The sequence below is a fragment of the Streptomyces sp. NPDC107454 genome (assembly GCF_055582885.1).
Genome location: NZ_JBVJPA010000002.1, coordinates 435,462 through 455,213 on the forward strand (window position 1 = coordinate 435,462; position 19,752 = coordinate 455,213).

Genomic DNA, 19,752 nt, shown 5'->3' on the forward strand with positions numbered 1-19,752 from the left:
TCTTCCCCACTCGGCGGCCAGAACTACGCGGCGGCCGGGGGCAGTTCGGGACGATCTTCGCCGGGGCGCCGGTCCGCGGGGCGCGCGGGCGGGATCGGCGTCGAGGGGAAGTCCCGCGGCCCGGTCCACAGCGCAGGGACCGCGTCGCCACGGCGGCACAACTCGAAGGCGATCGTCTCGTAGTTGACCCGCCAGCCGTGAAAGTGCGGCCACGCCTGTTCGGCCGTCCGCTCGGCGGGGAAACCGGCCGCCTCCAGCATCGCGACGGCCGCGTCGAACTCCAGGTAGGTGAGCTGGATCGGGGTATCGGGCGCGGGGTCGGTGTCGTACGGGAAACGCAGGGAGCGGGCGATGTCGCGCAGTGCGGTGAATCCGGCGCGCAGCACCAGGCGGGCCTCCGGCGGGGCGCTGCTCGGGGCGAGGGCGAGCTGCATGGCGGCCGCGTCCATGACGGCGACGAGGGCGACGATCCAGCTGCGGTAGGGCCGCGGTGAGCGGAACGCGAGCAGGACGGGGTACGTGGAGTGGCTCTCGCCGATGTCGGAGGCGAGCCGTTCCCAGGAGCGGTACAGCTCGGGCAGCGCGGTCTCGGTGTCGACCAGCCACTGCCGGGCGAGGATCTCCGGTCCCCAGGCGGGTTCGCCCGCGCGCGACTGGAGCAGGGTCACCTCCAGCTCGCGGCGGTTGTAGGCGGCGTACAGGGTGGGCAGGTAGGCGATCTGGAGGGCGATCACGACCGGTCCGGTGACGGCGGCGATGAAGTCCACCACGGACAGGTGCAGTCGGTCGCCGCTGGCGAAGCCGAGCGTGAACAGGCTGGAGCCCGCCTCCCGGACCGACTGGGTCCAGGTCAGCGAGGAGATGGCGTGCAGCAGCAGTCCGAAGCCGATCAGGGCGCCGCCGAGCCAGCTCACGAGCGTGCCCATCAGCATGAGCGGGGCGAGCCAGGTCTGCGCGCGGTCGATGGCGCGGTAGCTGCCGCCGGGGGCGGCGAGGCGCAGCAGGGAGCGCAGGCAGCGCCACCAGCGGATCACCATCGAGGAGTACAGCCCGCGGGGCACGACGAGGGTGCGCAGGATGCTGGCGAACACCAGCAGCAGGAGCAGGCCGCCGGCCACGCCCGAGATCCATTTCATGCGGTCATTCTCACGTCCGACGCGGACGTCTTCAGCGCAACGGATCTCGTACGGCGCGAGCGGGGCCCGCCGCCCGCAGGTCGAACGGTCAGGCCCGCGGCCGGACCAACAGGGTACGGACGCCCTCGGAGGTGAGGGTCAGGCCGTTCGGTGAACTCGGGTCGATGGTGAGCGACAGATCATCGGTCGGCCACTGGGAGGCGAGCGCGCCCAGCGGAACCAGACGGTAGCGGGAGACGAACGGCAGCAGTTCGGCCATCGCCGGCTCCGAGGTGAACACCGGCACCACCTGCTCCCCGCCCGGCTGCTCCAGCACGGGCAGCGCCACGGCGGCGGGGTCGCGCACGTCCTCCTCGCTCGCGTCGTCCGGCACGGGGACCAGCACCTCGCTGCCGGCCAGGGTGTCCAGCGCCAGCGGGTTCTCGGTGTTCTCCGCGAGTGCCTTCAGCGCCTCCTGGGCGGGTGTCGTGGCCGTCGGCAGGTAGTGAGGGTTGTTCGAGGGTGTGTCCATTGGCAGATCCCAGGTAGTGACGGACAGGCCGCCCGGGGCGGGACTCGCCCCGGGCGCGGCTCCTGTCGCGCGTACCCACTCGCGGCCGGGGCATTCCCCGCACCCGCCCGCCGGTGCTCACGAGATCAAAAGACCGGGAGACCGAGAGACCGAGACTGAGAGATCAGGACATCAGGAGATCAGCGGGATGTCGTCCGACGGCAGGCCGAGGCGGTCGCGGCCGACACGGCGGGCCAGCGGTTCGGCCATCGTGGGGCCGAGGTGCGACCAGATCGTGGCGGCGTCCCGGAAGTAGCGCTGCATCCGTGCGCCGTCGCGGGCGTGCCGGGAGCCCGCCGTGCGGAACAGGATGCCCTGGAGCGCGTCCCAGGCCAGACGCCCGGCGGTGACGAAGACCAGCGCGAGCCGGTTGTCGACGGCGGTCGTGAAGGGAGCCCTGCCCGACACGTTGTCGCAGCAGGCCTCCATCCAGTCGTCGGCGGTTGCCCGCAGCGCCGCGTCCGCCGTACGGATCGCGGCCAGCGCCTCCCCCAGGTGGCGCTGGTAGTCGTGGAGGTCGGCGCGGGTGCGGCCGGGGTCCAGGACGAGCGGGCGTTCGGCGATGATCCGGGCGTACTCGTCGGCGGCCGCGTACGCGGTGCCGATCATGAGTGCGGCCAGCTCGCCGTGGAAGAAGCTCGCCGCGCGCCCCGCGTACATGGGATGGCCGTGCAGCTTCGAGCCGAAGGAGCCGCCCTCGACGGGCAGGTCGAGCAGGCTCGCCTCCCGGGTGAAGTGCTCGGGGATACGGGCCTCGTCGAAGCGGATGCTGTGGGAACCGCTGCCGCGCAGGCCGAGGACGTCCTGCCAGTCGTCGAGCAGGGTCCAGGCGGAGCGCGGCGCCACGAACAGCACGAGCGGGCCCGGCGGGTCCTCCGGCTTCTCGGGGGCGCGCAGGGTCTGACCGACGTAGTGGGTGGAGTACGGGGAGCCGGAGGAATAGGACCAGGTGCCGTCGAGGACCACATGACCGTAGCCGTCGGGCCGCGCCACTCCGACGGGGGTCGCGGTGGAGGCGGCCCGGAAGTCGCCCTCGTCGCCGAAGAGTTCGTCCTGTGTCTTCTCCTCGAAGACCGAGGCGACCTGGAGGACATGGGCGGCGGTGAGAGACAGGGCCCAGCCGGTGGAGGGGCAACCGCGCGCGACCTCGGTCACGACGCGGTAGAAGGTCGGCAGGCCGAAGGCGTAGCCGCCGTACCTGCGCGGCTGCAGCATCCGGTAGAAACCGGCGCGCAGGAACTCCTCGTGGGTGTCCTTGGGGTAGATCGTCAGCCGCTCGGTCTCCGGCTGCCGTTCGAGCAGCGCGGGCCGCATCGCCACGGCCCGCTCGATCACTTCGCGTTCGGTGAGTTCCGGTTCGGGAACGGCGATCACGGGGCCTCCTGGCAGGCGGGACTGTCCATACGTGTGGCGCTACCAATGATTGAACACGCAGATCCGCCACGGTGTACCGCCGGATAACGCCAAGTACGAGAATCCGTACGCCGGTTGAAGCGTCGACGCGCCCGCACGGGGGCGCGAAGGGAGCGCCTTTCCCACCCCTCGGCCAGGGCTTCGAGGCGATGGCCATGGTGAAAACGAACCAGTGATGGTGACCGGGGCCCACGCGCCCCGCGAGCCCCGCCGCCTACCGTGGGCGCATGCCGATGCAACCCTGGTTTCCCGACGCCAAGCTGGGCGTCTTCATCCACTACGGTGTCTACGCCGTGGGCGGAGCGGCCGAGTCCTGGTCGTTCTACACGGGCGAGATGACCCACGAGCAGTACATGAAACAGCTCGAAGGCTTCACCGCGTCGAAGTACGATCCGGACGCCTGGGCCGAGCTGTTCGCCCGCATCGGCGCCCGGTACGCGGTCCTCACCACCAAGCACCACGACGGCGTCGCCCTCTGGGACACCGGCCACCGCAATCTCGACGTCGTCCGGGACACCCCGGCCGGCCGGGACCTGGTCACGGGTTTCGTCGACGCGCTGCGCGAGCGGGGGCTGAAGGTCGGGCTCTACTACTCGCACTCCGACTGGAACCACCCCGACTACCCCAGCATCCGGCACGTGAAGCCCGGCGAACCGCCGAGTCCCTACTCGCACGCCGAGCCCGGCACGGAGGACCAGGCCGCCTGGGAGCGCTACCTCGCCTACCGCGACGGCCAGGTCGGCGAGTTGATGGACCGCTTCCGCCCCGACCTGCTCTGGTTCGACGGCGAGTGGGAGCGCACCGAGGAGCAGTGGCGGATGGACGAGCTCGCCGAGCTGATCCTCGCGGGCAACCCCGACGCCGTCCTCAACGCGCGGATGCTCAGCCACGGCGACTACGCCACCCCTGAGCAGGGCACCCCGCTGCAGGCCCCGGAGGGCCCGTGGGAGCTGTGCCTGACGATCAACGACTCGTGGAGCTACCGGCCGCAGGACCGCGACTTCAAGTCGGTGCGCCAGCTGGTGCGCTACTTCACCGAGACGATCGGCATGGGCGGCAATCTGCTGCTGGGCGCCGGGCCCCGCGAGGACGGGACCATCCCCGAGGAGCAGATCGAACGCCTGGAGGGGCTCGGCGCCTGGATCGGACGGCACACGGACGCGGTGTACGGGACGGTCGCCGGCCTGCCCGCCGGGCACCACTACGGTCCCAGCACCCTCTCCGCCGACCGGCGCACGCTGTACCTGGTCTGCTTCGACGCCCCCCGTGACAACGTCTCGCTGCGCGGTCTGCGCAACGAGGTCAAGCGCGTCACGGTCCTGGGCACCGGCACCGAACTGGGCCACCACGTCACCGGCGGCCTCGACGCCGTCCCGGGCGTGACCTGGATCGACGCGCCCGCCGCGGCCGACCTCGACGAGTACGCCACCGTCCTCGCCGTCGAGCTGGAGGGCGAGCTGGACCTCTACCGGGGGACCGGCCGCGACTGACGGAGGGACCGCGTCAAGGGCGTGCGGCGGCAGAACGGGGCGAGCAGCGGTAGAGGCGTGACGTCGGGAGCGGTACGCGTGCGCAATGGGCGCGCACCCATACGGCGTTGGTCCGGCCCGGGACGGTCACCGCGCCGCCGAGGACGACGTAGCGCAGTCGGCCGGTGGCGACGAGGTGACGGAACTGGGCGCCGGTGGGCGTGGGCGCGGCCCCGGTGAATCCGCCCATGGGAAGCACCTTGGCGCCCGCGTAGAGGATGTACGCGGCGGCGGACCGCCAACTGGTCGTCGCGAAGAGGTAGGTGGCTCCGTCCTGGTGGGCCCGGGTGTAGGCCAGGAGCCGCTGCTGGTCCTCGTCGAGTGCGTCGGTGGACTTGGGGGCCCTGTCGCCCGCGTTCCGGGCGACGGGCGGTGCGGAGAAGGTCCGTTGCCGCGCGTTGTGGTGGTGCCACGTGGACACCGGCCCGGCGGAGCCCATGCCGGAGTGCCCGTACGCGGGGTCCAGGACCGAGGCGGCCCAGGCCGCGGAGGGCCCCAGCATCGCCGCGACGGCCAGGCCGAGGCCCAGCACCGCGGTGCGCCGGCGCGCCCCTTCGGCACCATCGGTACGGGACAGTGCCAGCAGCGCCAGCGCGCCCGCTCCGAGGATGATCGCGGCCGGGGCCAGCCACGGCAGGAACGTCGGGTACTGCCCCGCGATCACCGCCGACCAGGTCACCGTGGTCACCACCGCGACGGGCAGCGCCCACGTCCGTGCCCCGCTCCCCTTGCGCCAGGCACGCCAGAACTGCACCGTCCCGGCGCCGAAGAGCGCGGCCAGCGGTACGGCCACGACACCCATGTAATACGTGTGGCCACCGACCGCTCCGGCGCTGAACACCAGGAAGTACGTGGCCAGCCAGACCCCCCAGAGCAGGAAGCCCGCCCGCAGCGGGTCCGTGCGCGGCCTGCCGCGCAGCCACACCAGGCCGCACACCGCGGCGAGCGCGGCCGCCGGATACAGCCAGCCGACCTGCGAGGCCAGCGAGGGGCCGACCATCTTGGCCCACTGCGTGGCGGCGTGTCCGTGCCCTGGCTCGGTGGGGGCGGTGCCCGCCATGGTCTGTGCCGCCACGCTTCCGGTGTCCTTGGCGTCGATGCCGAGGCTGGAGAAACGGGTGAGGAAGTTGTATCCGACGACCTGGCTGACGGCCGAGTTGTTCGTCGTACCGTCCACGTACGGACGGTCCTTGGCCGGGGTCAGTGTCACCAGCAGCACCCACGAGGCCGAGACCGCCAGACACACCGCGCCGGCGGCGGCCAGGTGGGCGAGGCGTCGGCGCAGCACCACCGGTGCCGAGACCACGTACAGCAGACCGAGGGCCGGGAGTACCGCCCAGGCCTCCAGCATCTTGGCCTGGAACCCGAGGCCGACCCACATCCCCGCCGCGAGCAGCGGGCGCAGCCGGGCCTCGCGGGCCGCGCGCAGCGTGGCGTCGGCGGCCAGCAGGACGAGCAGGGTGAACGCGGGATCCTCGGCCTGCGTGCGGAAGAGCCCCGCGACCGCCGGGGTGAGCGCGAACGCGCCCGCCGCGAGCAGGCCCGCGCTCTCCCCCGCCCAGCGGCGTACGGCGCGGTACAGGACGGCGACGCTGAGCACGCCCTCGATGAGCTGGGGCAGGGTGAGCGCCCACGGATGGAATCCGAAGATCCGCGCGGACAGCGCCTGGGGCCACAGGAAGCCGGGCAGTTTGTCGATCGTGATCGAGTTGCCGGGGTCGAAGGAGCCGAACAGGAAGCCCCGCCAGCTCTCGGACATGCTGCGCGCGGTCTGCGCGTAGAACGCGTGGTAGGCACTGTGCTGGATGTCCCAGGTGAACAGCAGGGCCGCCACCGCGAGGATCGCCAGCAGCGCGGGTCTGGCGTGGGCCGGGCCCCCCACCGGACTGCGGCCGGACGTCCCGGGACGGGCTAGCAGCCGCCCGCCCGTCCGCTGGGCCGACGCGATGATCGCTGCGGTGGTGCTGACCATGGACGTACCTTCCCGGTGTACTCGCCGTTCGCTCAGCGAGAGGGCGGAACGGCCCACCGGGATGCCTGGGGGCGGTGACTGTTCAGGTGACGTTCAGGTCGGGGGACGGACGCCGCGGCTCCCACCGTGGGGCGCGGCGGGTGCGCTGCCGAAGTCAGCTCGTCTCCGCCGCGCGGCAGGATCCGCAGGTGATGTGGCGGGCCGGCTTCTCGTGGATGGCCCGGCCGGTTCCGGTGATGTCCTGGGTCGGCGGGTGGCTTTCGTGCACATGCGTGCGACACAGCGCCGCGCCGCAGCGGATGCATACGGCGACCGCGGGACCGGGGGTGCCGGGGCAGTCGTAACAGTTCATGTCCTCACCTCGTTCATTGGTGAGGGCCCTGTGGGGGGCTCCGCGATCCATCCTCCATCATCCTTGCGGACATCGCCTGGCCGGAGAACCCGGCCACGAGCCGTCGGGTCCCCGGTGTGCCCGCGCTCAGGCCGTGGGGTCGAACCACGTGGGCGCGTCCGACAGGGCCTGCTTGATCCGGAACATCCCGAACTCGTTCAGCTCGGGCAACGCGTCGACGGCGAACCAGCCGACGTCCAGGGACTCGTCGTCGTTGACCCTCGCCTCGCCGCCGACGGCCCGGCACCGGAACGTGGTGTCCATGTACTGGCAGGTGTCGCCGTTCTCGTAGGTGACCGGCTCCAGGGCCTGGACCAGCACCACGCGCTCGACGACGCAGCGCACGTTGGTCTCCTCGAACACCTCCCGCACGGCGCAGGCCGCGGGCTGCTCGCCCGGGTCCGGAATGCCGCCGATGATCGACCACTTCCGGGTGTCGGTGCGCCGGCCCAGGAGCACTCTGCCCTCGTCGTCGAAGACGATGGCGCTGACTCCGGGGAGCCAGAGCAGTTGGTGACCGGCCGAGGCCCGGATGGTGCGGATGAAGTCAGGGGTAGCCATGGACCGACCCTAACGGCCGGATTCCGTCATCCGGCCGAGGTCACGCGAGATCGCCCGGAACGTCGCCGCTGCGGCGCCCGCGGACCACCGTCGTACCCGCCCAGCCGAGACCGCCCACCGCGACCGCCACCAGCAGCATCTCCGGCAGGATGCCGAGCCGCGTGGCGGGGGTCTCGGAGGAGCGCAGCGGCACCTTCTGGACCAGCGAGTCCGCCACGAACATCCCGGTCCGCTGGGTGATCCTCCCGTCCGGCATGATCACGGCGCTGACGCCGCTGGTCACCGGCACCGTGACGGTACGGCTGTGCTCGACGGCGCGGACGCGGGACATGGCGAGCTGCTGATAGGTCATCTCGCTGCGGTCGAAGGTCGCGTTGTTGCTCGGCACCGAGATCAGCTGCGCGCCGTCGGTCACGGTGCTGCGCACGGCCCAGTCGAAGGCGGCCTCATAGCAGGTGACCAGTCCGACCCGGGAGCCGTCCATGGTGAACACGCCCGGCTTGTGGCCCCGGCTGAAGTCCTGGCGGACCATCGAGGTCCAGTTCTTGTTGATCGCGCCGAGCAGTGAACGCAGCGGAAGGTACTCGCCGAAGGGCTGGACCTGTCGCTTGTCGTACGTGTCGAGGGGGCCCCTGACCGGGTCCCACAGGATCTGCTCGTTGTAGAGCTTGCCGTCGCGTTCGACGACGCCACCGACCGAGATGGGCGCGCCGATGGCCTTGGCGGCGTCGTCGATCACGAGGCGGGCGTCGGGGCTGGTGAAGGGGTCGACGTCGGAGGAGTTCTCCGGCCACAGCACGAAGTCGGGCCGGGCGACCTTGCCCGCCTTGACCTCGGCGGCCAGCCGCTCGGTCTCCCGTGCGTGGTAGTCGAGCACGGCGCGCCGCTGGGAGTTGAAGTCGAGCCCCGCGCGCGGCACGTTGCCCTGGATGACGGCGACGGTCGCCGTGCCGTTCTCGGCCTTGTCGCTCACCAGCGACCGCGCCGCGAGCGCCCCGACGACGGGGACGGCCACGCTGAGCAGCGCCGCCGCGGCGGCCCCTCGGCGTACGACGCCGGTGCGCCGGCCCTCGACGACCTGGCGTACGACCTCGTACAGCCCGAATCCGCAGAGCACGACCGCGAATCCGAGCACCGGGGTGCCGCCCACCGCGGCCAGCGGGAGGAACATGCCGTCCGCCTGGCCGAAGGCGATCTTGCCCCAGGGGAAGCCGCCGAACGGCGCACGCGCGCGTGCCGCCTCGCCCGCGATCCAGACCGCCGCCGCCCACAGCGGCCAGCCGGGCAGCCGGGAGACGAGGGTGATGCCCGCGCCGACGAGCGCCACGTACACCGCTTCCACGGCGACGAGTGCCAGCCACGGGCCGGGGCCGACCTCGACACCGGTCCACACGAGCAGCGGCAGCAGGAAGCCGAGGCCGAACAGATAGCCGAGCCCGAGGCCCGCCTTCCAGGAGCGACCGCGCAGAAGCCACCCGAGGACCGCGAAGGCCGGCAGGGCCAGCCACGAGACGGTGCGTGGCGGGAAACTGACGTAGAGCAGCACTCCGGAGAGCGCCGCGGCGGCGGCCGGAGCGTATCGCCGAGCCAGTCTGGCCCCGCGTGATGCGGGCGCGGCCTGGGGTTCGAGCTGATCCGGCTCGTCTACGGAAGTTGCGGTGGCGGTCACCCGGGGAGTGTACGGCTCGTGACCTGGGCGCCGACAGCACGGTCCGCACCATGAACCTCCCGGCGCCCGGGGGCGGTCCGCACGCTCCGCAGACCGTCGCATGCCCGCCCGATGCACCGTTCCTGCGCAACTCATCCACAAACCGGCGCATCAGCCGTTACGGTGTGCCCAGCCTCTGACGTGCGGCCGGATGCGGCCGTGGCGGTCGGGGCCCGGCACAGGTCGGGGGGCGACGGGGTGGGGTCCACGGGGATGAGATCCGCGGCCGGTTCGGCGGCCGAAGGCGAGAGACGAAACGTTTCGGACGCCATGGGTGTGATCGTGCTCGGGGCCTGCGCGGCGTGGGCCCTGATCACGGCGACGGCGCACGACGGGCGGCCCGAGGGGGTGCTCCTGGCCGTGCTCGCCGTGGCCGCCGGGTACGCCTCGGGCCGGATCCTCGGCGCACTCCTGCCGGTCGCGGCACCGTGTACCGGAGCCCTCGCCGGACTGGGCCTCGCGCTCACCGTCGCGCACACCACCCCGGGCCCGCAGGTCACGACGCCACTCGGGCACGGCGGTGCCACAGCCGCGCTGCTCGCCCTGTCCACCGGTGCGGCGTGCTGCGCGGCCTGGGCGGCCCGCAGGCCGGCGCAGCGGCTCGCGCTGAGTCTGCTCGCCGTCGGGATCGTGGTGAGCGCGGCGGCGCTCGGCTCGACCACCGGATGCCCCGCCGGCGCCGGAGTGCTGCTGTGCTCGCTCGCCGCCGACCGCATGCGCCGCCGCGCCCTCGGACTCGGGGGTCTCGCACTCGTAGCGGCGCTGGTGACGGGCGCGACCTGGGCGGTCGCGGAGAACGTGCTTCCGGACGGTCTGAACGCCGCCCTGGAGGGGCAGCTCACCGAGCACCGGGTCCTGCTCTGGCGCGACGCGCTCCACCTGACCGGACACCATCCCGCCTTCGGCGTGGGGCCCGGGCGGTACGGGGAACTCAGTCCGACGGTCACGCAGTCGCTGCTGCCCGACGGCAAGCCCCACTCGGCGCCGTGGCAGCAGGCGGCCGAGCAGGGGCTGACCGGCGTCGCGCTGCTCGCCGCGGTCTTCTGCTGGGTCCTCTATTCGCTGTGGCGTTCACCGCGGTCCACGACGATCGCGCTGACGGCGGGCGCGGCCCTCACGGCGCTGGCCGTGATCGCCTCGCTGGGCAACGCGCTGAGCTTCACCACGGTGACGGCGGGTGCGGGGCTGCTCGCGGGACTCGCGACGGCACGGCCCCTGGCCGACGAGGACCTGGAGAGCGTCCTGGACGCGGGAGACCGAACCCCGAGGAACCTGCTGGAGCCGTGAACTCCGCGACGGTCAGATGACCGCGCCGGGCGTGGCCGGCCGCAGCCGGTCCCGGATGATCCGGACCATCGCCTCCGCGTTGTCCACCGTGATGGTGAACGTGTGTCCGTCACCGAGCTGGAGCACCACACCCTCGCCGCGCCGGACGATGACCGCGGTGCCCTTGTCGGGACGCCAGCGGTAGCCCCAGCCGCCCCACTGCCGCGGGGTGACCCGGGGGGCGAAGTCGGCGCCGACGACGCTCGAGAGCGGAATACGCCGGCGGGGCAGACCGATGTGGCCGCAGCGCACTTCGAGGCAGTCCTTGTCGACCTTCACGGCGACATGCACGAAGGCGAGGGTGCCGAACATGATGAGCAGTCCCGCCGCGATGCACCCGACGACGGACATGGCCAGTGCCGCGACACCCGACGTCCACGTCGAGTCGACGGCCAGTTCGACACCCAGCGCGATGCAGGCGGCCCCGCCTATGGCGGGCAGCCACTGGATGCGATTGGTCGCACTCCCGGTCCAGACATCGGGGTGCGAGAAGTTTTCGCGGTGGAGGTGGTACCTCATGTTTAAGAGACTACTCAGGTTCCGCACCGCGGGCACCGGGTCGCGGAGGGTCACTGCTCCGGGTGGGCGCGCGGCGCACGCGGGGCGTTCGAGCGGTGACGGACGGTCGCCGTCCGAAGGCCCCCACTCGGCGACACGGTCAGCGGGCGGGGCTGACCGCCTGAAGAAGGCGGCCTTCCTCGTACGCCAGCGCGGTCGCCGACAGGCCGCCCTCGCTGCCGCTGAGGAGCACGGTGAGGGAGCCCTCGGCGGGGGCCGACGGGTCCGGGCGCTCGCCGATCCTGCGCAGTGCCTGCGCGGCGACGGCCCCGGCGGAGCCATGCAGGGCGAGCGGCGGGAGGCCGGGCTGCTGCACGGCCGTACGGATGCGTTCGGCGACCAGCTCGTAATGGGTGCAGCCGAGGACTACGGCCCTTACATCGCGGGGGGTGCGCTCGGCCGCCGTGGCGATCGCGGCGTCGATGCCCTCCTGGTCACCGTGCTCCACAGCGTCGGCCAGCCCGGGACAGGCCACTTCGGTCACGGACACTCCCCCGGCGAACTCGCCGATGAGCCCGCGCTGATAGGGGCTGCCGGTGGTGGAGGGCGTGGCCCAGATCGCGACGGGTCCCCCACCGGCCGCGGCCGGCTTGATCGCCGGAACGGTGCCGATGACGGGCACCGCCGGCTCCAGACGGGCGCGCAGCGCCGGAAGGGCGCGTACGGAGGCGGTGTTGCAGGCGACGATCAGGGCCTCGGGACGGTACTGCGCGGCGGCCTCGGCCACGGCGAGCGCGCGGGCGGTCACGTCCTCGGGCGTACGCGGTCCCCAGGGCATGCTGCCGGGGTCCGAGGAGAGCACGATATCGGCGTCCGGCCGCAGTCGACGTACCGCGGCGGCAGCAGCGAGCAGTCCGATTCCGGAGTCCATGAGCGCGATCTTCACCCGGTCACCATAGACGATCCGCCCCGGCGGACCCCTGGGGTGGGGCAGACTGCGGCGGATGAGTGCCGTCGCGTGGACCGCCTTGGGATCATTGGCCGCCTGGCTGTGGCTGCTGCTCGGCCAGGGCTTCTTCTGGCGTACGGATCTGCGGCTGCCGCCGCGTCGGGAACCGGACGACTGGCCGTCCGTCTGTGTCGTCGTACCGGCGCGCGACGAGGCCGCCGTACTGCCCGAGAGCCTGCCCGCGCTGCTCGCCCAGGACTATCCGGGGCGCGCCGAGATCTTCCTCGTCGACGACGGCAGCTCGGACGGCACCGGGGAGCTGGCCCGTGAGCTCGCCCGCACGCACGGCGGGCTGCCGCTCACCGTCGGCTCGCCCGGGGAGCCACCCGCGGGCTGGACCGGAAAGCTCTGGGCCGTGCGTCACGGTATCGGCCTGGCACGCGCGCGTGGCCCCGAATACCTGCTGCTGACGGACGCGGACATCGCGCACGCGCCGGACAGCCTGCGGACGCTGGTCGCCGCGGCGCGCACCGGCGGCTTCGACCTGGTCTCGCAGATGGCCCGGCTGCGGGTGGAGAGCGTGTGGGAGCGGCTCGTCGTCCCCGCCTTCGTCTACTTCTTCGCACAGCTCTATCCCTTCCGGTGGATCGCGGTGAAGGACTCACGGACGGCGGCCGCGGCGGGCGGCTGCGTACTGCTGCGCGCGGACGCCGCCGAGCGGGCACGAATCCCGGACGCCATCCGGCACGCCGTCATCGACGACGTGGCGCTCGCGAGGGCGGTCAAGGGCAGCGGGGGCCACATCTGGCTGGGGCTGGCCGAGCGGGTCGACAGCGTGCGTCCCTATCCCCGGCTGCACGACCTGTGGCGCATGGTCTCGCGCAGCGCGTACGCCCAGCTGCGGCACAACCCGGTGCTGCTCCTCGGTACGGTCCTCGGCCTCGCCGTGGTGTACCTGGTGCCGCCGGCCGCCCTCTTCACGGGTCTCTTCTCCGGGCATTCGGGGGTCGCGGCGGCCGGCGGGCTCGCGTGGCTGCTGATGACGGTGACGTATCTGCCGATGCTGCGCTACTACCGGCAGCCCGTGTGGCTCGCGGCGTCGCTGCCGGTGACCGCGTTCCTGTACCTCCTCATGACGGTCGATTCCGCGGTGCAGCACTACAGGGGGCGCGGCGCGGCCTGGAAGGGCCGCACCTACGCGCGCCCGGACACCGCGCTCGACGAGCGCTGACCGGTCACTTCCCGCGAGTCATTTCCTGTGGGTCACTTCTTGTGGGTCACTCCCCGCGGTCACTTCCGGCCGGGGGTCCAGTTCATGCCCCACCCGTAGACGCGGTCCACCGTGCGCTGCGGGCTTACGCCGCGCTCGGGGACGAGGTAGCGGGCTTCACGCTGGACGATCAGGTCGCCGCCGTTGTTGGTGATGAGGGCGAGGGCGCAGACCGTCGAGGGCACCGTGCACTCGTCGAGCGAGAAGTCGACGGGGGCGCCGTTCAGCGGTTGCAGGGTGACCGTGGCATGCAGGTCGGCGAACGAACGTGCCCCTTCGTAGATGGTGACGAAGATGAGGATGCGCCGGAAACTCTGCTTGTGGTCGAGGTTGACGGTGAGGTTCTCGCCGCTCGCCACGGCACCGGTGCGGTCGTCGCCGTCGAGGTGGATGTACGGCGGCTGGTGCAGCGCCCCGAAGGCGTTGCCGAGCGCCTGGACGACTCCCTTGCGGCCGTCGGACAGCTCGTACAGGGCACAGAGGTCGAGGTCGAGGTCCCTGTGCGCCGCGACGGCCCGGCCCCGCTTGCTGCCCCACCCCGAGAACTGCTTGCGCACCTCCCAGTTGAGGTTGACACGCATGGCTCCGGACGTGCCGCCCTGCTTGGTCAGCGAGACCGAGGGCGCCTCCTTGGTGAGCGTGACCTTGGAGAGGCGGACCGGGGCCCCGGTCCGGGCGGGCGGCGGAGCCATGGCGGGGGGCGAGACGGTGACCGGCGGTGCGGTGACGGGCGGGGGCAGGTTCACCGGCGGCCCGACCGGCGGCGGACCGGCCACCCGGGTACCGGGCGCGGGCGGCATGGCGGCGGGGGGTGTGGAGCCGGGCGGCGCGGGGGCAGGCGCTACGGGAGCGATCGGCGCGGCGGCGGTCGGTGCGGGGGGAGGCGGGGGCGGCGGCGAGTGCTGCGGCTCGTCCACCGTGATTCCGTAGTCCTTCGCCAGCCCTTCCAGTCCGCTGCCGTAGCCCTGTCCGACCGCGCGGAACTTCCAGGCACCCTGGCGCCGGTAGAACTCGCCGAGCACGAAGGCGGTCTCGACGGTCGCGTCCTTGCTGTCGAAGCGCGCGATCTCCGTGCCCTGCCCCGCGTCGAGCACACGTATGTACAGACCGGGCACCTGCCCGAAGGCGCCACCGTCCGCGGAGGCGGCCAGCACCACGGTCTCGATCGCGCCCTCCACGCGCGCGAGGTCGACGAGCAGTGTGTCGGTCACCTGACCGCCGTCGCCCCGCTTGCCCTCGTGCCGCACGGCGCCGGAGGGGTGTGCCGGCTGGTTGTAGAACACGAAGTCGCCGTCGGAGCGGACCTTTCCGGAGACCAGCAACAGCGCGGAAGCATCCGCGTCGGGAACCCCGGGCCCCGAACGCCACCCCATTTCGACGCGCAACGCACGCGTCGGCACAGGAACATTCGAACCTTTAGGCATTGTCATGTCCGCCCCCATCACGTGTCACCGCGCCAGGCCGCGCCTCGGGCCGTCCCTCGGGCCCTTTCCCGACCAACCTATTCCCCCAAGGCGGAGAACTCCCGTGAGGTGCTCCGGAAGATCGCACGAGGGGCCTCGAAGACTGCTGGCCAACCACCGGTAACCCCCTCGGAACTCGGCCTTTACACGATCTGAACCCTGTTTGACGCCCTTTTTTGCCGAGTTCGCTCGCATTGGGGATCCCGCGTCACTGCCGACACGGAAAACAACCCTCTTATCGGTCTCCCCAACCAGCACATCGTGGGCTTAACTTATGTGCCATGACCTCCCCCCGCTCCACCTATGGCGGCGGTTACTACTCCGCGCCGTCCTTCCCGGACACCCCGATCTACGACTCCCTGGTCGCCGAGCGGGGCACTCCCCAGATCGCCCCGATCCGGGTTCCCGCCGCCTACGACACGGGCAGCAGCTACCTTCCCGCACTCCCCTCGGCACTTCCCGCCCTGCCCGCAGGACCTTCGCACCAGGCCCCCATGTACGGCGGCTACCCGCAGGCCCAACAGCCCGCACCGCTGCAGCAGGCCCCGGCGCCGTACATCCCGCAGCAGGCCGGCGCCCCGCGTGGCTACCCGGGACCCCAGCAGCAGCCGCAGCGCCCGATGGCGGCCGGCACCGGCTACGAGGCGATGCGCCCCGCGGCTCCCCGCCCCGCCCCGGCGCCGTACCAGGACCCGTACAACAACCAGCAGTACCGCGGGTACTGAGGGGCTGAGGTACGCGGGCACCGCGGCATTCGGACCGGAATGTCGGTGCCCGCTGGCACCATGGAGTCATGGGGAATGCGGAGCTGCACTCGATCCATGTCCATCCGGTCAAGGCCTTCCGGGCTCTCTCGCCCCGGGAGGCCGTCGTGGAGCCCTGGGGGCTGGCCGGAGACCGACGCTGGGTACTGATCGACGACGGGGGAAAGGTCGTCACCCAGCGTCAGCAACCACGGCTGGCACTGGCCGCCGCCGAGCTGCTGCCCGGCGGCGGCATATGCTTGTCCGCACCCGGCCGTGAGCCGCTGACCGTCCTCGTGCCCCGGCCGGCCGGCACGACGCCGCTGGACCTCTTCGGCGACAAGGTGGAGGCGGTCCTCGCCGACGCGGACGCGCACGCCTGGTGCAGTGACTATCTGGGGACCGAGGTCCGTCTCCTGCACATGGACGACCCCGCCACACGCAGGCCGGTGGACCCGGACTACGCACGTCCGGGCGAGACCGTCAGCTTCGCCGACGGCTATCCGCTGCTGGTCACCACGCTCGCCTCGCTGGACGCACTCAACTCCTTGATCGCGCAGGGCGACCGCGCCGACGAGGGCCCCCTCCCGATGAACCGTTTCCGGCCGAACGTGGTGGTGGCGGGCACGACGGCATGGGCCGAGGACGGCTGGCGGCGGATCACCATCGGCGAGGTCGGCTTCCGGGTGCCCAAGATGTGCGGCCGCTGCGTCGTGACCACCACCGACCAGGACACCGCCCAGCGCGGCAAGGAGCCGCTGCGCACGCTCGGACGCCACCGCCGCTTCGGCTCCCAGCTCGTCTTCGGACAGAACCTGGTGCCGGAGTCCCGCGGCACGGTGCGGATCGGCGATCCGGTCACGGTCCTCGAATGACCCGCCCGCGGGAACCCGGGCCCCGGGCACGGTCGTTGAGTGTGTGAGAAGTTCATGAAAGACCCGTGCGAAGGGTGATTTCGCTCTCTCTTTCCCGGGGCTCGCATATGAACGGCTCCGCCGGGGGTTATCACGGAGGCGAAAGGGGGTGCGGGACGGTGCGAGCTATCGGCGGACTCTGGCGTTGGCGGCACAATCCGCTGCGCCGCACGACCGATCTGGTCGAGGCGTGGCTGGCCCTGCTGACCGTCCTGCTGATCCTCAGCCTCGCGCCCCTGCTCGGCGCCCTCACCGGATTGACGGCCGAGGACGCTCTCCAACAGGCCGTTCGGGACCAGCACCTGGCCCGTCACGAAGTGACGGCCACCGTGGTCGGCAAGGCGGACCGGGCTCCGCTGGACCCCGATCCCGAGGCCTCGTCGGCGCAGGATCCGCACAGCCGTGTGCTCGCCGACTGGACCGCTCCGGACGGCACGGCACATCACGGCAAGGTGATAGCCGCCCTCAAGTCACCGCACGAGGGCGACCACTTCACGCTCTGGACCGACGAGCACGGTGCCATGGTCGCCCGCCCGCTGGATTCGGCCACCGCGACGACGCACGCCGTGCTGGCGGGCATCGGCGCGGCCCTGCTCACCGCGGGGCTCCTCGACAGCGGCAGACGTCTGTTCGTGTGGCGCATGGTCCTTCGCCGGTACGCCCGTTGGGATCAGGCCTGGGACAGGGCGGGTCCGGACTGGGGCAGGACGGGCACCGGCAGCTGACCGCCTTCCGGCTCCGGTCAACCCACCGTGCCCGCGCACGCTACGGTGGACCGACCGAATCGTTCGGCACCGCCGTGAGAAGCTGTCCTTGATCGCGACGGGGTTTCAGCACGGCCTCGCAGGACCCGCGTACGACGAGGTGGGGGCACTACAGCGCCATGGCACAGGGCACGGTCCAGGTGACGCACACCGGCACCTCGCGGTGGCGGCGCCGCACAGGAGAGTACGCATCGCTGGCCGCCGCCCTGGAGGCCGCGGCCGACGGGGACGTGCTCACCGTCGCACCCGGCACCTACCGGGAGAATCTCGTGGTCCAGCGCGCGGTGACGCTGCGCGGCCCGGAGGGCTCCCCCGGCTCCGTGCGCATCGCGCCGGTGGACGGCGTGCCGCTGACCGTGCGCGCCTCGGCCGTGGTCCAGGACCTGCATGTGGAGGGCCAGGACTCGGCGGCGCCCGCGCTGCTCGTCGAGGAGGGCACCCCGGAGCTCCTCGACGTGCGGATCGTCACGCGCTCCGCGGCCGGCATCGAGGTGCGCGGCGGCGCCCGTCCGACCGTGCGGCGCTGCACCGTCGACAATCCGGCCGGCGTCGGCATCGCCGTACTCGACGGCGGCGGTGGCGTGTTCGAGGAGTGCGAGGTCGTCGCGGCCGGACAGTCCGGCATCGCGGTCCGCGGCGGCGCGCATCCTCGTCTGGAGCGCTGCCGCGTTCACCACGCCTCCGGCGCAGGCCTGTCGGTGACCGGCGAGAACTCCTCACTGGAGGCGGTCGGTTGCGAGGTGTACGAGGTCAAGGGCTCCGGTGTGCAGATCACCGCGCGCGCCGCGGCCCATCTCACCGACTGCGATGTGCACCGCACGATGTCCGACGGCGTCACCCTGGACACGGACGCCGTGCTCACCCTCGCCGACTGCCGCATCCACGACATCCCGGAGAACGCGGTGGACCTGCGTTCCCGCTCCGTCCTCACCCTGACCCGCACCACCGTCCGGCAGTTCGGGCGCAACGGCCTGTCGGTCTGGGACCCGGGCACACGCGTGGACGCCAACCAGTGCGAGATCTTCGACAGCACGGGCGACTACCCCGCGGTGTGGGTCAGCGACGGCGCGACCGCGGTGCTCGAGTCCTGCCGGGTGCACGACGTGCCCGACGCCCTGTTCGTCCTCGACCGCGGTTCACGCGTGGACGTCGTCGACAGCGACCTCTCCCAAGTGCGCAACACCGCCGTCTCGGTGAGCGACGGCGCGACGGCGCAGCTCGACGACTGCCGTATCCGCGACGCCGCGACGGGCGCCTGGTTCCGTGACCACGGAAGCGGCGGCACCCTGTCCGGCTGCACCGTGGACGGCACCCAGACCGGCGTGATCGTCACCAAGGGCGCCGACCCCACCTTCGAGCGCTGCACGGTCGACTCCCCCGCGGAGGCCGGTTTCTACGTGTCGGCGGGTGGCCGCGGCAGCTTCCACAACTGCCGGGTGACAGGCAGCGGGGGCTACGGCTTCCATGTCATCGACGGCTGCCGGGCGACACTGAAGAAGTGCCGTACGGAGCGCTGCGCGCGCGGGGGTTACGAGTTCGCCGACGGCGGCAACGCACCGGGCGGCGGCCCGGTCGTCGAGGACTGCACGAGCGATGAGAGCGCCGGAGTGCGCCCCCCGGCGCACGAGACGGCCGTACAGACGTCCAACCCGTCCACGAGCCTCCTCGGCGCGATCCCGGGCCAGCGCACCACCGAGCAGGAACCGCTCGTCACCGCCACGGAGCCCGCGCCCGCGCAGCCGGCCCGTACCTCGAAGGTCGTCCTCGGCGAACTCGACGGGCTGGTGGGCCTGGACAGCGTCAAGCGCGAGGTGCGCGCCCTCACCGACATGATCGAGGTGGGCCGCCGCAGACAGCAGGCGGGCCTCAAGGCGGCCTCCGCCCGCCGCCACCTGGTCTTCACCGGCTCCCCCGGCACCGGCAAGACGACGGTCGCCCGGCTGTACGGCGAGATCCTGGCCTCGCTCGGTGTCCTGGAGAAGGGGCACCTGGTCGAGGTGTCCCGCGTCGACCTGGTGGGCGAGCACATCGGCTCCACGGCGATCCGCACCCAGGAGGCGTTCGACCGGGCGCGCGGCGGTGTCCTGTTCATCGACGAGGCGTACGCGCTGTCGCCGGAGGACTCGGGCCGCGACTTCGGCCGCGAGGCCATCGACACGCTGGTGAAGCTGATGGAGGACCACCGGGACGCGGTCGTCGTGATCGTCGCGGGCTACACGGCCGAGATGGAGCGCTTCCTCACGGTCAACCCCGGCGTGGCGTCCCGCTTCTCACGGACCATCACCTTCAGCGACTACGTCCCCGAGGAGCTGCTGCGGATCGTGGAGCAGCAGGCCGAGGAGCACGAGTACAGCCTGGCGCCCGGCGCGCCCGAGGCGCTGCTGAAGTACTTCACGGCCATCCCCAAGGGCCCGGCGTTCGGCAACGGCCGCACCGCGCGGCAGACCTTCGAGGCGATGGTCGAGCGGCACGCGGGGCGGGTCGCCCAGCTCGACGAGCCGAGCACGGACGACCTCACGCTGCTCTACCCCGAGGACCTGCCGGAGCTGCCCTGAGCGTCGCCCC

17 protein-coding genes are annotated in these 19,752 nt (G+C 72.1%); 7 read left to right on the forward strand and 10 right to left on the reverse strand.

Translation table 11 applies throughout. The features are described from left to right. Positions 1-23: 23 nt before the first annotated feature. From ACZ69M_RS06160 to ACZ69M_RS06170, 3 genes are all read right to left on the reverse strand, one after another. Positions 24-1,136: a hypothetical protein gene (locus tag ACZ69M_RS06160; protein ID WP_470047072.1), complete on the reverse strand. Its 1,113-nt coding sequence runs from the start codon at positions 1,134-1,136 to the stop codon at positions 24-26. Positions 1,137-1,224: 88 nt separating this feature from the next. Further along, positions 1,225-1,647, reverse strand: coding sequence for an SseB family protein (locus tag ACZ69M_RS06165; protein WP_470047074.1), 423 nt, complete (start codon positions 1,645-1,647; stop codon positions 1,225-1,227). A gap of 171 nt (positions 1,648-1,818) precedes the next feature. Next, a complete protein-coding gene (locus ACZ69M_RS06170; protein WP_470047076.1) occupies positions 1,819-3,060 on the reverse strand; it encodes an acyl-CoA dehydrogenase family protein in 1,242 nt (413 codons plus the stop codon). 266 nt (positions 3,061-3,326) lie between these two features. Between ACZ69M_RS06170 and ACZ69M_RS06175 the strand changes: the two genes are divergently transcribed. Further along, entirely contained in the window at positions 3,327-4,589 is a 1,263-nt protein-coding gene (locus tag ACZ69M_RS06175) for an alpha-L-fucosidase (protein ID WP_470047078.1), read from the forward strand. A 13-nt stretch (positions 4,590-4,602) separates the two neighbouring features. Here ACZ69M_RS06175 and ACZ69M_RS06180 read toward each other — a convergent pair whose 3' ends face one another. The 4 genes from ACZ69M_RS06180 to lnt form a co-directional block, all read right to left on the reverse strand. Further along, the gene (locus tag ACZ69M_RS06180; RefSeq protein ID WP_470047079.1) at positions 4,603-6,600 is read right to left on the reverse strand and encodes an ArnT family glycosyltransferase; all 1,998 of its coding nucleotides are present in this window, start codon (positions 6,598-6,600) and stop codon (positions 4,603-4,605) included. A 154-nt stretch (positions 6,601-6,754) separates the two neighbouring features. Further along, the gene (locus tag ACZ69M_RS06185; protein WP_352045462.1) at positions 6,755-6,952 is read right to left on the reverse strand and encodes a DUF2180 family protein; all 198 of its coding nucleotides are present in this window, start codon (positions 6,950-6,952) and stop codon (positions 6,755-6,757) included. A gap of 126 nt (positions 6,953-7,078) precedes the next feature. Further along, on the reverse strand, positions 7,079-7,552 hold the full coding sequence (locus ACZ69M_RS06190; protein WP_470047081.1) for an NUDIX hydrolase: 474 nt from the start codon (positions 7,550-7,552) through the stop codon (positions 7,079-7,081). Between the two features lie 40 nt (positions 7,553-7,592). Beyond that, positions 7,593-9,221 carry an apolipoprotein N-acyltransferase gene (gene lnt, locus ACZ69M_RS06195; RefSeq protein ID WP_470047083.1) on the reverse strand — a complete coding sequence of 543 codons (1,629 nt, stop codon included), beginning with the start codon at positions 9,219-9,221 and terminating at the stop codon, positions 7,593-7,595. A gap of 309 nt (positions 9,222-9,530) precedes the next feature. Here lnt and ACZ69M_RS06200 point away from each other — a divergent pair, with 309 nt between their 5' ends. Further along, a complete protein-coding gene (locus tag ACZ69M_RS06200) occupies positions 9,531-10,547 on the forward strand; it encodes an O-antigen ligase family protein (protein ID WP_470047085.1) in 1,017 nt (338 codons plus the stop codon). 12 nt (positions 10,548-10,559) lie between these two features. Here ACZ69M_RS06200 and ACZ69M_RS06205 read toward each other — a convergent pair whose 3' ends face one another. Both ACZ69M_RS06205 and ACZ69M_RS06210 read right to left on the reverse strand, forming a co-directional pair. Beyond that, the gene (locus ACZ69M_RS06205; RefSeq protein ID WP_470047087.1) at positions 10,560-11,105 is read right to left on the reverse strand and encodes a hypothetical protein; all 546 of its coding nucleotides are present in this window, start codon (positions 11,103-11,105) and stop codon (positions 10,560-10,562) included. A 139-nt stretch (positions 11,106-11,244) separates the two neighbouring features. Next, positions 11,245-12,030, reverse strand: a complete 786-nt coding sequence (locus ACZ69M_RS06210; protein ID WP_470047089.1) for a glutamate racemase — start codon at positions 12,028-12,030, stop codon at positions 11,245-11,247. Positions 12,031-12,088: 58 nt separating this feature from the next. On the opposite strand from ACZ69M_RS06210, the gene ACZ69M_RS06215 reads away from it, so the two are divergent. Continuing rightward, positions 12,089-13,264 carry a glycosyltransferase gene (locus tag ACZ69M_RS06215; RefSeq protein ID WP_470047090.1) on the forward strand — a complete coding sequence of 392 codons (1,176 nt, stop codon included), beginning with the start codon at positions 12,089-12,091 and terminating at the stop codon, positions 13,262-13,264. Between the two features lie 59 nt (positions 13,265-13,323). On the opposite strand, the gene ACZ69M_RS06220 is transcribed toward ACZ69M_RS06215, so the two are convergent. Continuing rightward, on the reverse strand, positions 13,324-14,733 hold the full coding sequence (locus ACZ69M_RS06220) for a TerD family protein (protein WP_470047092.1): 1,410 nt from the start codon (positions 14,731-14,733) through the stop codon (positions 13,324-13,326). Between the two features lie 314 nt (positions 14,734-15,047). Between ACZ69M_RS06220 and ACZ69M_RS06225 the strand changes: the two genes are divergently transcribed. The 4 genes from ACZ69M_RS06225 (at position 15,048) to ACZ69M_RS06240 (ending at position 19,742) form a co-directional block, all read left to right on the forward strand. Then, entirely contained in the window at positions 15,048-15,491 is a 444-nt protein-coding gene (locus ACZ69M_RS06225; RefSeq protein WP_067373139.1) for a DUF6643 family protein, read from the forward strand. Positions 15,492-15,559: 68 nt separating this feature from the next. Further along, positions 15,560-16,384, forward strand: coding sequence for an MOSC domain-containing protein (locus ACZ69M_RS06230; protein WP_470047094.1), 825 nt, complete (start codon positions 15,560-15,562; stop codon positions 16,382-16,384). Positions 16,385-16,542: 158 nt separating this feature from the next. Then, positions 16,543-17,148 carry an Rv1733c family protein gene (locus tag ACZ69M_RS06235; protein WP_470047096.1) on the forward strand — a complete coding sequence of 202 codons (606 nt, stop codon included), beginning with the start codon at positions 16,543-16,545 and terminating at the stop codon, positions 17,146-17,148. Positions 17,149-17,306: 158 nt separating this feature from the next. Continuing rightward, positions 17,307-19,742 (forward strand): right-handed parallel beta-helix repeat-containing protein, encoded by a 2,436-nt coding sequence (locus ACZ69M_RS06240; protein WP_470047097.1) that lies wholly within the window; start codon positions 17,307-17,309, stop codon positions 19,740-19,742. The last annotated feature ends 10 nt before the right edge of the window (positions 19,743-19,752 follow it).

Bases quoted from the DNA above. Each gene is read 5' to 3' on its own strand.
- ACZ69M_RS06160 (WP_470047072.1), bottom strand. From the start codon at position 1,136: ATGAAATGGATCTCGGGCGTGGCCGGCGGCCTGCTCCTGCTGCTGGTG.
- ACZ69M_RS06165 (WP_470047074.1), bottom strand. From the start codon at position 1,647: ATGGACACACCCTCGAACAACCCTCACTACCTGCCGACGGCCACGACA.
- ACZ69M_RS06175 (WP_470047078.1), top strand. From the start codon at position 3,327: ATGCCGATGCAACCCTGGTTTCCCGACGCCAAGCTGGGCGTCTTCATC.
- ACZ69M_RS06180 (WP_470047079.1), bottom strand. From the start codon at position 6,600: ATGGTCAGCACCACCGCAGCGATCATCGCGTCGGCCCAGCGGACGGGC.
- ACZ69M_RS06185 (WP_352045462.1), bottom strand. From the start codon at position 6,952: ATGAACTGTTACGACTGCCCCGGCACCCCCGGTCCCGCGGTCGCCGTA.
- ACZ69M_RS06190 (WP_470047081.1), bottom strand. From the start codon at position 7,552: ATGGCTACCCCTGACTTCATCCGCACCATCCGGGCCTCGGCCGGTCAC.
- ACZ69M_RS06200 (WP_470047085.1), top strand. From the start codon at position 9,531: ATGGGTGTGATCGTGCTCGGGGCCTGCGCGGCGTGGGCCCTGATCACG.
- ACZ69M_RS06205 (WP_470047087.1), bottom strand. From the start codon at position 11,105: ATGAGGTACCACCTCCACCGCGAAAACTTCTCGCACCCCGATGTCTGG.
- ACZ69M_RS06215 (WP_470047090.1), top strand. From the start codon at position 12,089: ATGAGTGCCGTCGCGTGGACCGCCTTGGGATCATTGGCCGCCTGGCTG.
- ACZ69M_RS06220 (WP_470047092.1), bottom strand. From the start codon at position 14,733: ATGACAATGCCTAAAGGTTCGAATGTTCCTGTGCCGACGCGTGCGTTG.
- ACZ69M_RS06225 (WP_067373139.1), top strand. From the start codon at position 15,048: ATGACCTCCCCCCGCTCCACCTATGGCGGCGGTTACTACTCCGCGCCG.
- ACZ69M_RS06230 (WP_470047094.1), top strand. From the start codon at position 15,560: ATGGGGAATGCGGAGCTGCACTCGATCCATGTCCATCCGGTCAAGGCC.
- ACZ69M_RS06240 (WP_470047097.1), top strand. From the start codon at position 17,307: ATGGCACAGGGCACGGTCCAGGTGACGCACACCGGCACCTCGCGGTGG.